Raw genomic sequence first — 13431 nt, 5'->3', positions numbered from 1 at the left:
TCTGCGTCATGTGCATTCGCTGCACGGCTATTTCATGCGCGCCGGCGATCCGAAAGTGCCGATCATTTACGAGGTCGATCGTATTCGCGACGGTTCGAGCTTTACCACCCGGCGCGTCGTCGGTATCCAGCACGGCCACGCGATCTTTTCGCTCGAAGCCTCCTTCCAGATCGAGGAGGAGGGGCTCGAACATCAAAAGCCTAAACCGCTCGATGTCACCGAACCGGAAAATCTCATCAGCGACCGCGACCTGAAAGAGCAATATCTGCAGAATGCGCCCGCCGCTATCCGCAAGTACTGGGAGCAAGACCGGCCCATCGAGATGAAGCCCTTGTCGCTCGCCCACTATTTTTCGCGCGAGAAGCTGCCGCCCGAGCAGAACGTCTGGATCAAGACCACAGGTCCCGTGCCGGATGACCGCGCCGTGCAGGCGGCAGTGCTCGCTTATCTGTCGGACATGACGCTGCTCGATACCTCGCTTTATGCGCATGGAAGATCGATTTTCGATCGTGACCTGCAGGTCGCCAGCCTCGACCACGCCATGTGGTTTCATCGGCCCTGCTGTTTTGACGACTGGCTGCTTTATACGGCAGACAGCCCCAGTACATCCGGTGCGCGTGGCTTTAATCGTGGTGCAATCTATAGCCGTGATGGCGCATTGATTGCCTCGACAGCACAGGAAGGCCTAATTCGTGTGCATTCCGAGGCGTGACGTTTTCAAAGCCCTTTGAGTTTGCCTAAATTTTAGGCATGTTGCTTAGCGTCACGCAATCATGCCATCAATCGTTAAAAATATCCATTTATAATCAATAGCTTGGCGTTATATTTCGAGTCTGGCACAGAACTTGAATACTCCTTAGCAGTCACCGATTGCCACAAGCGGCTTTAGGCGATGGGTTCAACGCGGATGTGAAGCCTTTCGAGTAATTCCACCTGAAAGGCGCCGCGCAAAGCGCAGGGGTATATTCAATGAAAATTGTGATGGCCATCATCAAGCCGTTCAAGCTGGACGAAGTGCGCGAAGCACTCACCGTTGTCGGCATCCAGGGCCTGACCGTCACCGAGGTGAAAGGTTATGGCCGCCAGAAAGGGCACACCGAAATTTATCGCGGGGCGGAATATGCCGTCAGCTTCCTTCCGAAGCTGAAGGTGGAAGTCGCAGTCGCATCCGAGCTCGTCGACACCGCCGTTGAAGCCATCACCACGGCTGCCAAGACAGGCCAGATCGGTGACGGAAAGATATTCGTTCTCAGCATCGAGCAGGCCGTCCGTATCCGCACGGGCGAAACCGACACCGACGCGCTGTGATTTATTTGGGGTTCAAGGAGACAATAATGAAAATTCCAACCAGTCTGACATCTGCGGCGCGCAGCACCCTTCTCGGGTCGCTGGCACTGGTCGCTATCGGTACGCTGGCCGCATTCGCTCAGGAGGCCGCGCCAGCAGCTCCCGCCGCCGCAGCGCCAGCCTTCACGGTCGACAAGGGCGACACCACCTGGATGATGATCTCGACAGTGCTTGTGCTGTTGATGACCATCCCCGGACTCGCGCTTTTCTATGGCGGCCTTGTCCGCTCGAAGAACATGCTCTCGGTTCTCATGCAGGTCTTCACCATCACCGCTGTGGTGATGCTGATCTGGGTGTTCTACGGCTACAGCCTGGCTTTCACACCCGGTAATTCGTTCGTCGGCGGCCTGTCCAAGGCCTTCTTGCACGGCGTCGACGTGACGACGATGTCCGAAACCTTCACGAAAGGCGTCGCCATCCCCGAGCTGGTCTATGTCGTCTTCCAGATGACCTTCGCCTGCATTACACCAGCGCTTATCGTCGGTGCGTTCGCTGAACGCGTGAAGTTCTCGGCGGTCATCCTGTTCGTCATCCTCTGGGTCACCTTCGTCTACTTCCCGATCGCTCACATGGTCTGGTTCTGGGGTGGTCCAAGTGCCTATTCCGATCCGTCGGGCCTGATCTTCGGCTTCGGCGCAATCGACTTTGCCGGTGGTACCGTCGTCCACATCAATGCGGGTATTGCTGGTCTCGTCGGAGCTCTGATGATCGGCAAGCGTACCGGCTACAAGAAAGACATCATGGCACCGCACTCCATGACGATGACCATGGTCGGTGCGTCATTGCTGTGGGTTGGCTGGTTCGGCTTCAATGCCGGTTCAAACMTCGAAGCCAACGCCTATGCGGGCCTTGCCATGATCAACACCTTCGTGGCGACAGCTGCTGCGGCGGTGATGTGGATCATCCTCGAATCCTTCCTGCGCGGTAAGGCTTCGATGCTCGGTGCCGTATCGGGTGCGGTCGCCGGTCTGGTTGCCGTTACCCCGGCTGCCGGCTTCGTCGGTCCGATGGGCGCCATCGTGCTCGGTGCGGTCGTCACAGTCGTCTGCTACTTCTTCGTCGCAGTGGTGAAGAACACGTTCGACTATGATGACAGCCTCGATGTCTTCGGTATCCATTGCGTCGGCGGCATCATCGGTGCTCTTGGCACCGGCATCCTCGTCAATCCGGCACTCGGTGGCGCTGGTATCGTCGATTACTCGACTGCCGATTTCGCCGCCAGCTATGCAGGTACCGCGACTCAGGTCTGGGCGCAGTTCAAGGGTGTTCTCGTGACACTGCTCTGGTCAGGTATCGGCAGCGCGATCCTTTACAAGATCGTCGATCTGGTCGTCGGCCTGCGTGCATCGCCCGAATCCGAGCGCGAAGGTCTCGACCTCACCTCGCACGGTGAAGCCGCCTATCACAGCTGATAGGACTACCTTGAAGAGAAGCAAAAGGGCCCGGTTTCCGGGCCCTTTTCTTTTTGAGCATGGCGTCCTGGCCGCTGCCTTAACTTGCGAGCGCTTTTTCGGGCTGATAACGATCGGCAGCGTGGACCTGCGCGTAATTCGGAATCATTGACTGTCGAGCTGCGTCGAAAGCCTTCCATTGATTGGCATCCGGTAGCGGGGGAATAGTCACGGACTCGCGACGATCGAAGCCCACTAGCGCTGCGTCGACCAGTTCGTCTACTTCCATCACAGCCGGAAGTGTATTCACATCCCGACCCGAACGCTCCCAGATTTCTGTTCGCGTCGCCGCCGGCAGTACCACCTGGACATACACTCCCTTTGGGCCAAGTTCGAGCTGGAGTCCCTGGCTGAGGAACAGCACAAATGCTTTTGTCGCGCCGTAGACGGTTAGACCAAATTCAGGAGCCAATCCAACAACCGAGGCGATATTGATGATCGACCCTGCCCCAGCTTCGATGAAACGTGGCGTAACAGCACTGACCAGCCGCGTCAGCGCAGTCGTGTTAAGGCTTATGAGCTTGGCCACGTCGTCCGGCGTTTGGTCGGCGAACCCGCCAGCTGCGCTGGCGCCGGCGTTGTTGATCAGTATGCCAATGCGCGCGTCGTCACGCACCCGAGACTCCACGCGAGCGAGCTCAACCTCGTCGGTGAGATCCGCTTGGAGGATATCGACATTCACTCCGGTTTCACGGCGCAGGCGCTCGCTGAGAGTTTCCAATCGGGCCAGGTCTCGAGCAACCAATACGAGATCATGTCCTCGCTTGGCAAAACGGTCGGCATAAACAGCACCGATGCCAGTGGAGGCTCCAGTAATGAGGACGGTGGATTTGGCGTTCATTGATTTTTCCTTGGGTTTCGAATACTAATCATGATCATCATCATGTTTAGCCTATTCATGATCGCTATCATGATTAATGTCAAGAGACGAAATCGAGGACAAAATGAAAATCAGCCGCGAGCAAGTGGCCGAAAACCGGCGAAGGATCCTGGAGGCAGCTGGCAGGCTTTTCAGGGCCAAAGGGTTCGAGGCGGTGACAGTGGCGGATGTCATGAAGGCGGCGTCTCTCACCCACGGCGCTTTTTATGGGCATTTCAATTCGAAAGATGACCTGATCGTTCAAACCCTGGCCCACATCGTTTCAGCCGGGATACCGGAGGACCTCGATCTGACGCGGTACGCGACGACGTACCTTTCGGAAAGTCACCGAGATGATATCGCAGGCGGATGTCCAACGGCGGGGCTGGCCGGCCAAACCATCCATCAATCGCCAGAGGCCCGCGCAGCGATGACGGCAGGCTTGCGAGAGCACATCGAGCGCTTGAGCCGGTCAGCTCCTGGGGCAACTGCAGAAAACAAACGTCGGGCAGCCATTGGGAGCTGGGCGGCGATGGTGGGTGCAGTCATCTTGGCCCGGATGAGCGATGACCCGAATTTGTCTGATGAACTGCTGGCGCAGACGCGTGAGTGGATTAGCCCGAATTCCTCGCAGGATTGAAGATTTTTCCCAATTCGTCCTCACCAAATTCTTGGCTTCCCTTCCATGGTTAATGGCCCCTTAACCATCCGCACCGTAACGTCAGAATCAACTCTTGGATTGGCGGCTGCTCGCAGCTGCTCTGTATGCGTTCACGCGGGGCCGGATTTCATGCGTCAAGGATACCCTTCCTCCTATGCCATTGATGATCAGCGAACCGGGTTATCCAGCCTGTTTCGCAGGCAGATTCATATCCTGTGGGGGCTGGGACTTATCGGCTTCGTGGCCTTTGCTATCGGCAGCCTCGCTACGTGGAATGTGCTCGATCCAAGCTTCAGTCATGCGACGTCGAATCCGACTCGCAATGCACTCGGTTATCCCGGTGCGGTCTTTGCCGATCTCGGCATGCAGTTTTTTGGTCTTTCCATGGTCGTGGCACTGATGCCGGCGCTTTTCTGGGGCGGGCTCTTTCTCACCGGCCGCGGTGTCGACCGTATGCCGCGCCGGGCCATTGCCTGGCTTTGCGCCTCGCTTCTGGCCGCGGCGATAGCCGGCTGCTTCGCTATACCTGAAAGCTGGCCGATGCCTATCGGTCTCGGCGGTGTCTTTGGTGATATGGTCCTCAAGATACCCGGCATCTTTATCGGCACTTTCCCCCGTGGCGGTTTGGCCATGATCATGGTTGCCATTCTTGCCCTCCCGACCCTTTGGATCTTTGGCTTTGCCAGTGGCATCACCTACCGCGACAGCGAGCCGGTGGTAACCAAGAAGTCCACGCGCCACGTGGCCGAAGATAACGATTACGACGACGAGGATGATGATGATCGCGAAGGTGGCGGCCTGCTCGCTCTCGGCGCCTTGACCCATTGGTTCCTGAGCATGAAAGCCCTGTTCCGCCGGGTCTCAGGTCGTAGCGCCGGGCTCTACAACAGTGCACGCAGTATGGGCACGCGTCATGACGGCGATTTCCCTGACATCGCGGTTTCGCGTCAGAAAAACGGACAGACCGGTGGACGGCGCGAGCCCGGCTTCTACGACGAAGCACCACAAATCGAGGCGCCCACCATCGATATCGGCAATGATGAGTTCGACGGCCGCTTCGATCCGGTTGCCTTCAGCGATGAAGAGGACGTCGACGATTGGGCACTGCAATCAGCTCCGGCAAGACCGACGGCGATTCCGAACAGGCCAGTTGCCGCACGCATTGATACACCGGCGCCTGCACCGCGGGCCGGCGCGCGCGTTCAGCGCGAGGCACAGGCATYGTTGATTGCATCTGACGAGTACGAGATGCCGTCGCTGCATTTCCTGAGCGAACCGAAGAACGTCGTGCGCAATCCGGGTCTTTCCAAAGAGGCTTTGGAACAGAACGCGCGGTTATTGGAAGGCGTGCTTGAGGATTTCGGGGTGCGCGGTGAAATCATCCATGTGCGTCCGGGCCCGGTGGTGACGCTCTACGAACTGGAACCGGCGCCGGGTATCAAATCGTCGCGGGTCATCACCCTCGCCGACGATATCGCCCGCTCCATGAGCGCGATCGCCGCGCGCGTCGCTGTGGTGCCCGGCCGCAATGCCATCGGTATCGAGCTCCCCAACCAGACCCGCGAAATGGTCTATCTGCGTGAACTTCTGGCAAGCCGTGACTTTGAACAGACAAAGACCAAGTTGGCGCTTGCGCTCGGCAAGACCATTAACGGCGAGGCGGTTATCGCCRACCTTGCGAAAATGCCCCATCTCTTGGTCGCCGGAACGACGGGCTCGGGTAAGTCCGTTGCGATCAATACTATGATCCTGTCCTTGCTTTACCGGATGACGCCGGAGCAGTGCCGCCTGATCATGATCGACCCGAAGATGCTGGAGCTGTCGATCTATGATGGCATTCCGCATCTGTTGACGCCCGTCGTCACCGATCCCAAAAAGGCCGTGGTCGCGCTGAAGTGGACGGTCAAGGAGATGGAAGACCGCTATCGCAAGATGTCGAAAGTCGGCGTGCGCAACATTGACGGCTTCAATCAGCGGGTCGAGCAGGCACACAAGAAGGGTGAGCGCATTGCCCGGACGGTACAGACCGGCTTTGATCGCGCGACGGGCGAGGCCGTCTACGAGACTGAAGAGCTCGACCTGAAGCCGATGCCCTATATCGTCGTCATCATCGACGAAATGGCCGACCTGATGATGGTCGCCGGCAAGGATATTGAAGGTGCGGTGCAGCGGCTGGCGCAGATGGCGCGCGCCGCCGGTATACATGTGATCATGGCGACGCAGCGTCCGTCGGTCGATGTCATCACCGGCACGATCAAGGCGAATTTCCCGACACGTATTTCGTTCCAGGTTACATCGAAGATTGATTCGCGAACGATCCTTGGCGAGCAGGGCGGCGAGCAGCTGCTCGGCATGGGCGACATGCTCTATATGGCCGGCGGCGGACGCATCCAGCGCGTGCATGGACCATTTGTCGGTGACGATGAAGTGGAGAAGATCGTCCAGCATCTGAAACTGCAAGGCGTTCCGGAATATCTCGATTCGATTACAGAGGAAGACGACGAAGACGAAGGTGGCGGACCAGCGGGAACATCCAATCTCGAAGATTCGGACGATCCCTATGATCAGGCTGTTGCCGTCGTGCTTCGCGACAAGAAGGCGTCAACGAGCTATATCCAGCGCCGGCTCGGCATTGGTTACAACCGCGCCGCTTCGATCATCGAGCGCATGGAACAGGAAGGGCTTGTCGGCCCTGCCAATCACGCAGGCAAACGCGAGATTCTCGTGCCGACAGAGGACGATGAGTTCTAGGCGTGAGTTCTTACCCTCCCCTTGTGGGGAGGGACGGAGCGAAGCGACGGGGAGGGGTCTTTATGGCCGAAAATGTGTACTGACGATGCAGGCGAGATGAATCGAAAACCCCTCCCTGCTGCTGCGCAGCCTCCCTCCCCACAAAGGGGAGGGTAAGAAGCGGAAACGTTGATACTTGAACGAGTAACGTAACGATTTTGTAGGCCGTTATGGAACAATAGGCAGCGGCGCATTACATAACGATTCAAGCTCAGGTTACGTAACGGCGCAAGGGAACAAGAAACGATATCCTGCCGTTTATTGGCCATAGTGCAGCCCAACTGGCTTTGTACGAAGAGAGACGACAGGAGATACGATCATGACACTGACAAATGCACCGTTTCGCGCCCTTGGCTCAATTGCGAAGAGCTCTGCGGTTGCTTCCATCGTCGGCATGGGTCTCCTGTTTGGCGCTGCGAACATCGCGCTGCCGACTCCTGCCTTGGCACAAGCCGCACCCGCCGGCATTAGCGCAGCGCAGGACATAGCCAACAAGTTCTCCAGCGTCAAAACGCTGACGGGTAGTTTTGTCCAGTTCGGCCCGCGTGGAGATCAGACGGGGGGCACATTCTATATCGAACGTCCTGGCAAGATCCGCTTCAACTACAACAAGCCGTCGCCTATTCGCGTTATCTCCGACGGCAAGTCCGTGGTGATCAACAATCGCAAGCTCGACACCTGGGATCTCTATCCGCTGTCGAAAACGCCGCTGAAGCTGCTGCTGAGCGATCAGATCGATCTGTCCACCAAGTCGGTCAAGTCAGTGAAGCAGGAGTCGGACATGACGACGATCGTGCTTGGCGACAAGTCGATCTTCGGCAACTCGACCATTTCCATGATGTTCGATCCGAAAACCTCCGACCTGCGTCAGTGGACCATCACCGATGCGCAAGGTCTCGATACAACGGTGATGATCACCGATGTGCGGACCGGCGTGCGCTTTGCCGATGATATGTTCAAGATCGACTACACCCGCATCGCCATGAAGCGGTAGCCAGGTCATGACCCTGGCCTTGCGGTTTGCCAAATCTTTTGGCATGACCGGATGAACCACGCACTATAGACAGTGCCACCCATCCATCTTGCGAGTCGTCATGCCCTTTTCCGTTGCCACCTGGAACATCAATTCGGTGCGCCTGCGCTTGCCGCTGGTCCTGCAATTCCTGCGTGATTATCAACCCGATGTATTGTGCTTGCAGGAGACCAAATGCCCGGATGATCTCTTTCCGCGTGAGGCGTTTCATATGGCCGGCTATGAGCATATCGAGATCAGCGGTCAGAAGGGTTATCATGGCGTCGCCACTTTATCGCGCCATCCCCTGAGCGAACCGGCGCGCGTCGGGTTTTGCGATATCGCCGATTGCCGGCATTTGAGCACGGTCGTCAATGCCGGATCGAAGCGGCTGCGTATCCACAATTTCTACGTTCCGGCCGGAGGCGATGAGCCCGATCCGGAAATCAACCCAAAATTCAAGCATAAGCTCGGGTTCCTAGTGGAGATGCGCGCGATGAATGCTGTTCACGGCGATGGCCATGCGTCTCTGCTGGTCGGCGATCTCAACATTGCCCCGCTGGAAACCGATGTCTGGTCGCACAAGCAACTTTTGAAGGTCGTCAGCCATACGCCGGTCGAAACGGAAGGTCTGGAAAAGCTGCGGAAGGATGGCGGCTGGAGCGATCTAATGCGTCACCACATCCCGCCGAGCGAGAAGATCTATACATGGTGGAGCTATCGCGCCGCCGATTGGGCGGCGGCTGATCGCGGACGGCGGCTGGATCATATATGGGGTTCGCCGGACCTTGAAACCGATCTCACCGACATCACGATCCTTCGCGAGGCACGCGGATGGGAGCGCCCGTCGGACCATGTTCCGGTCATTGCACGTTTTAATCTGGACTGAGTTTGATCCAAAACAAAAATTTCACAAGAATAGCTGAATCCTGCACGAACTTCCCCGAATCTGATGCAAGAATCCTTGATTCTGGTGCAAGAATTTCAATCTGCGCGGGAAATTTGGTTGCGGCCGGTTTAGTCAACGCTCATTGAACAGATGTTCGTACCGGGTAATGGCCTCGATCATTTCGCTAAGGTCGGCCGATATCTGGTCATGCAAAGCTGCGGCGATTTCGGGATATTCTTCGAGTATTCGCCGGAAAAGCGAGCGGTTGAGCCGGATAACCTCGGTCTCGGATTCGGCCATGGCGCTGGTAAGGCGCTTGGTCTGGGCGATGATCGCCATCTCGCCGAGGACGGCACCTGGCCCCACCGTTTTCAGGATTATGCGACCTGACGGCCCTTCGCGGAACAGGGAAATGTCACCGCGATCAATGACATAGGCACAATCCGCCGCCTGGCCTTCGCGGTAGAGTTCGCGGCCTTCGCGCAAGACAAGACGTTCGGTGCCGAAGGCGAGCAGGCGCAACTGGTCGCGCGTAAACGTCTCGAACAGCCCCACCGTCTCCAGAATGCGAATATCATCTTCAATTGCCATGCAATAACAGACATATACCTAGATTGGCGTCGCGCATAACCCCAAAAAATCATCTTCAGGATTACGCGCAAATCATTCGTGTGCTGCGTCCTTTATGCCTCAAAAAAGAGGTACGGCGTAGCAATCGGCATCAAGGAATGAGCTTGTATCCCCCGCTTTCCGTGACAAGTATGGTTGAATTGGATGGATCATGTTCTATTTTCTGCCGCAACCGGTACACATGCGTCTCCAGCGTGTGTGTCGTCACCCCAGAGTTGTATCCCCACACCTCTTCAAGCAAGATATCCCTTGTGATGACCTTGCCGCCCGCACGGTAAAGATATTTGATTATTGCGACTTCCTTCTCAGTCAGCCGAATCTTGCTGCCTTTGGCGTCGATCAGCATCTTTTGCCCGGGCTTGAACGTATAGGGCCCGACAATGAAAGTCGCGTCCTCGCTCTGTTCATGCTGACGAAGTTGTGCCCTGATGCGCGCCAGCAGGACAGCGAAGCGAAAAGGCTTGGTCACATAATCGTTAGCGCCCGATTCGAGGCCAAGAATGGTATCCGAATCAGTATCGTGCCCCGTCAGCATGATGACGGGGGCCTTGAAGCCGCCCTTGCGCAAAAGCTTGATTGCCTCGCGCCCATCCATGTCTGGTAGCCCGACATCCATAATCAGGAGATCGACGACGCCGTTTCTCGCCGTCTGAACGGCTTTGGTTGCATTATCTTCCTCGATGATCTGGAACTCTTCATAGAGGCTCAGTTGTTCAACCAGGATGGCTCGCAAGTCTGCATCGTCGTCGACGATAAGAATGGTACGCGCTGTCATCGGATCTCCCGCAGATGGAAAGAAGTCATTGGAATTTAAGTCGAATAGGACAGGAAAGAAAGGGGATCGACTTGATATTGGTTATGCGGCGCATCAGTCTGACAAAAAAATGCTTTTTATGAGGCAAGCATGAGTCACAGGTCCTTGAAATTGATCGATGTTCGTCCAAGACCTGGCCATACGAGCCAAGGGCAGTTGATCGCGGGCAATATGATCCTGCGCTGTGCGCTGGGCAAAGGCGGAATCACAGCCTTCAAGCGCGAAGGTGACGGTGGAACGCCGCTCACGCGCATGCGGTTGCTCTACGGCTTCAAGCGTCCTGACAAGAAAGTGAGGGGAACGCGGGCCCTGTTGCTCAAGGTACTCCGCCGCGACGATGGTTGGTGCGAGGTTAGCAATGATCGCAATTACAACCGGAAGGTGCGCATTCCCTATGGTGCCAGCCACGAAACCATGTGGCGCAAGGATGATCTATACGATGTCTGCATCGTCATGGACTGGAACATCAGACCGCGACATCGTGCCAAGGGAAGTGCGATCTTCTTTCATCTGGCAAGACCGGGCTATACGCCAACGGAAGGCTGCATTGCGTTGAGTAGGGCCGACATGAACCGGCTTTTACCTTATCTTTCAAACCAGACGGTCGTTCGTGTGCTCCGTTAGCGTTTGAAGCGCCAAACCGTCGTTTGCTTTACGTCGGCGTCTTCGAGAATTCTTGTCACCGGTACCGAGTAAACTGCCAATGAATCCAGCAGGTTCTTGGGAAAATAGGAGCGGCCGGGATCGCCAACGATGATGTCCGCACCGCGGGCAGCCAGTGCGGTGAACCAAGATACGAGTCGGTCGGCCAATGGCTTGTCATAAAAAACGTCACCGGCCAGAACGACATCCCAACCGTCGTCGCTGCCAATCAGATCATCGACTCGAATCTCGACTGCTGCATGATTCACGTCGGCGTTCAGAGCGATCRCTGGGCGCGCGAACGGGTCGATATCGCAAGAGATGACATGCTTCGCCCCGGCTTGAGCAGCAGCAATACCGACCAGACCGGAGCCCGAGGCGAAATCGAGGACAACGGCGTTTGCAACCGTTGCGGGATGATCGAGCACGTAGCGCGCCACTCCTTGCCCGCCCGCCCAGGCAAATGCCCAGAATGGTGGCGGCAGGCCAATCGTTGTCAGTTCGTCTTCTGTGCGGTGCCAGAGGTCATGCGCTTCATCGGCGAGATAGAGCTGGATCTCCGGCACGTGCGGGGGCGATTGGAGAAGGGTGTTCGCCAGAACGAACCGGCGATAGCGGTCGCTTTCAGGATCGAGAGCAGGCTCAACCACAGGATGAAATCATTCCGGTGCTGGAACAAGTCCGCCCATGCGGCAAACCTCTTTCCATTCGTCCGGTTGCACTGGTTGCACCGATAGCCGCATGGACGTAACCAGCGCCATGTTTTCCAGTTTCGGATTGGCCTTGACATCTTTCAAGGTCACAGAATTTGGCACATCCTTGACCGCGCGTATATCAACGCATTCCCAGCGGGGATCTTCGGTGCTCGAATCATGATGCGCAAGCGCACAAACCTCGACGATGCCGACCACGTCCAGCCCTTCATTGGAGTGGTAGAAGAAGCCTTTATCACCGATCTTCATGGCACGCATATTGTTGCGTGCCTGATAGTTGCGCACGCCGGTCCACTCTGTACCTTTGGCCCCGGCGGCTTTTTGATTGTCCCACGACCATGAATCAGGTTCTGATTTGAATAGCCAAAATGCCATGATAGCACCTATTTGTTGTCCGGATTCTTGATTGCCCAGTTCCACGGGCGGATGTCGACCGAGGCGAAAAGCCCAGCCTTGGCATAGGGGTCATTCGCTGCAATCTCCTTTGCTGCATCAAGGTCAGGCGCCTCGACGACCACCAGGCTGCCGTTTGGCTTGGCGTCATCGCCAAGGAACGGCCCGGCAAATTTCAGGCGATCACTTAGGCTGTTCAAATAATCGAGATGAGAGGCGCGTGTGTCGAGGCGCAGTTGCAGATGATCAGGCTTGTCGTTGCACAGAAGGGCATAGAGCATTCATTGTCTCCCGGTTTAACTCTCGTTCTTTAGCGGCCGCGCCAGTAGCGCCTCCATGGCCTCGTCGATGGTGATGTAGCGGTCGAGTATTTGCGCTACAGTCGCAATGATCGGCGCTTCGATATTGTTGCGGGCAGCAAGTTCGGCGGCGATTGCGGCCGTGGCCACGCCTTCGGCCAATGGTCGGCCAGTCAAGTCTTCCCCACGCCCGAGCGCAAGTCCGTACGAGTAATTACGCGATTGCGGCGTAGAGCAAGTAAGCATGAGATCACCAAGTCCCGAAAGACCCATGATCGTCTCCGGCCTTGCGCCCATAGCCTCGCCGATCCGCCGCAATTCGACAAACCCGCGGGTGACAAGGGCCGCTTGGGCGCTGGCGCCAAAACCGCGGCCTATGGCGGCCCCGGCGGCAATGGCGAGCACATTCTTGAGTGAGCCGCCGATTTCCACACCGATCAAATCATCGGTCGAATAACAGCGGAAAGTTGGTCCGGACAGCATCAGGGCAATGCGGTCGGCAAGCGCCTGACTACGAGCCGCTGCTGTTACGGCGGTCGGCAATCCCCTCGCCACATCGGTTGCAAAACTTGGCCCCGAAAGGGCCCCAAGGGTCTGGTCAGGTACAATCCTGGCGACCAGTTCGGACATCAGCTCGCCACTGTGGCGCTCTATGCCCTTGGCGCAAATCACTAACGGTGTGGTGATTGGAATGAGGTCTTTCAATTCCTGTATGGCATTGGAAAGCGCTTGCGCCGGAATGACGCAAAGAATCAAGTCAACTCCGGCCAAAACTTCCCGAGCGTCGGTACTTGCCGTGAGTGCCGGATGTAGGTCTATTCCGGGCAAATAAGTCTCGTTACGATGATCTTTGTTGATGGAATCGACGGTTGTGGTGCTGCGTGCGTACAATCGGACTGCATTGTCGTTGCGGGCGGCCATGGTACCAAGC

Annotated in this window: 15 protein-coding genes; 8 read left to right on the top strand and 7 right to left on the bottom strand. The window is 56.8% G+C overall.

Annotation, left to right across the window (positions count from 1 at the left end; all coding sequences use genetic code 11):
- From ACXJ5O_RS07785 to ACXJ5O_RS07775, 3 genes are all read left to right on the top strand, one after another.
- The coding region (locus tag ACXJ5O_RS07785) for an acyl-CoA thioesterase (RefSeq protein WP_457299390.1) at positions 1–712 on the top strand (712 nt) is incomplete at its 5' end.
- 257 nt (positions 713–969) lie between these two features.
- Positions 970–1308, top strand: coding sequence for a P-II family nitrogen regulator (locus ACXJ5O_RS07780; protein WP_457299389.1), 339 nt, complete (start codon positions 970–972; stop codon positions 1306–1308).
- A 26-nt stretch (positions 1309–1334) separates the two neighbouring features.
- The gene (locus ACXJ5O_RS07775; RefSeq protein WP_457299388.1) at positions 1335–2759 is read left to right on the top strand and encodes an ammonium transporter; all 1425 of its coding nucleotides are present in this window, start codon (positions 1335–1337) and stop codon (positions 2757–2759) included.
- Positions 2760–2838: 79 nt separating this feature from the next.
- On the opposite strand, the gene ACXJ5O_RS07770 is transcribed toward ACXJ5O_RS07775, so the two are convergent.
- Positions 2839–3639, bottom strand: a complete 801-nt coding sequence (locus ACXJ5O_RS07770) for an SDR family NAD(P)-dependent oxidoreductase (protein WP_457299387.1) — start codon at positions 3637–3639, stop codon at positions 2839–2841.
- A 103-nt stretch (positions 3640–3742) separates the two neighbouring features.
- Here ACXJ5O_RS07770 and ACXJ5O_RS07765 point away from each other — a divergent pair, with 103 nt between their 5' ends.
- From ACXJ5O_RS07765 to ACXJ5O_RS07750, 4 genes are all read left to right on the top strand, one after another.
- Positions 3743–4297: a TetR/AcrR family transcriptional regulator gene (locus ACXJ5O_RS07765; RefSeq protein ID WP_457299386.1), complete on the top strand. Its 555-nt coding sequence runs from the start codon at positions 3743–3745 to the stop codon at positions 4295–4297.
- Positions 4298–4447: 150 nt separating this feature from the next.
- Positions 4448–7069: a DNA translocase FtsK gene (locus ACXJ5O_RS07760; RefSeq protein ID WP_457299385.1), complete on the top strand. Its 2622-nt coding sequence runs from the start codon at positions 4448–4450 to the stop codon at positions 7067–7069.
- 358 nt (positions 7070–7427) lie between these two features.
- Positions 7428–8102: an outer membrane lipoprotein carrier protein LolA gene (locus ACXJ5O_RS07755; RefSeq protein ID WP_457299384.1), complete on the top strand. Its 675-nt coding sequence runs from the start codon at positions 7428–7430 to the stop codon at positions 8100–8102.
- Between the two features lie 100 nt (positions 8103–8202).
- On the top strand, positions 8203–9009 hold the full coding sequence (locus tag ACXJ5O_RS07750; RefSeq protein WP_457299383.1) for an exodeoxyribonuclease III: 807 nt from the start codon (positions 8203–8205) through the stop codon (positions 9007–9009).
- Between the two features lie 132 nt (positions 9010–9141).
- Here ACXJ5O_RS07750 and ACXJ5O_RS07745 read toward each other — a convergent pair whose 3' ends face one another.
- Together ACXJ5O_RS07745 and ACXJ5O_RS07740 are read right to left on the bottom strand one after the other, a co-directional pair.
- Positions 9142–9600, bottom strand: a complete 459-nt coding sequence (locus ACXJ5O_RS07745) for a cyclic nucleotide-binding domain-containing protein (protein WP_271897640.1) — start codon at positions 9598–9600, stop codon at positions 9142–9144.
- Positions 9601–9730: 130 nt separating this feature from the next.
- Positions 9731–10414, bottom strand: coding sequence for a response regulator transcription factor (locus tag ACXJ5O_RS07740; protein ID WP_112525106.1), 684 nt, complete (start codon positions 10412–10414; stop codon positions 9731–9733).
- 129 nt (positions 10415–10543) lie between these two features.
- Here ACXJ5O_RS07740 and ACXJ5O_RS07735 point away from each other — a divergent pair, with 129 nt between their 5' ends.
- Positions 10544–11077 carry a L,D-transpeptidase family protein gene (locus ACXJ5O_RS07735; protein WP_457299382.1) on the top strand — a complete coding sequence of 178 codons (534 nt, stop codon included), beginning with the start codon at positions 10544–10546 and terminating at the stop codon, positions 11075–11077.
- Here the strand turns inward: ACXJ5O_RS07735 and ACXJ5O_RS07730 are convergent.
- The 4 genes from ACXJ5O_RS07730 to ACXJ5O_RS07715 all read right to left on the bottom strand — a co-directional run.
- Positions 11074–11745, bottom strand: a complete 672-nt coding sequence (locus ACXJ5O_RS07730; protein WP_457299381.1) for a class I SAM-dependent methyltransferase — start codon at positions 11743–11745, stop codon at positions 11074–11076. The genes ACXJ5O_RS07735 and ACXJ5O_RS07730 overlap by 4 nt on opposite strands.
- A 9-nt stretch (positions 11746–11754) precedes the next feature.
- The gene (locus ACXJ5O_RS07725; RefSeq protein WP_209998968.1) at positions 11755–12183 is read right to left on the bottom strand and encodes an EVE domain-containing protein; all 429 of its coding nucleotides are present in this window, start codon (positions 12181–12183) and stop codon (positions 11755–11757) included.
- Positions 12184–12191: 8 nt separating this feature from the next.
- Positions 12192–12482: a YciI-like protein gene (locus tag ACXJ5O_RS07720; RefSeq protein ID WP_224507355.1), complete on the bottom strand. Its 291-nt coding sequence runs from the start codon at positions 12480–12482 to the stop codon at positions 12192–12194.
- 15 nt (positions 12483–12497) lie between these two features.
- Positions 12498–13431: NAD(P)H-dependent glycerol-3-phosphate dehydrogenase (locus ACXJ5O_RS07715; RefSeq protein WP_457299380.1), on the bottom strand; the 934-nt coding region annotated here is incomplete at its 5' end.

It is taken from the genome of Phyllobacterium sp. P5_D12 (assembly GCF_054049495.1).
Note: the sequence above shows the minus strand (reverse complement) of the source record. Positions and strands in the feature narration are given on the sequence as shown.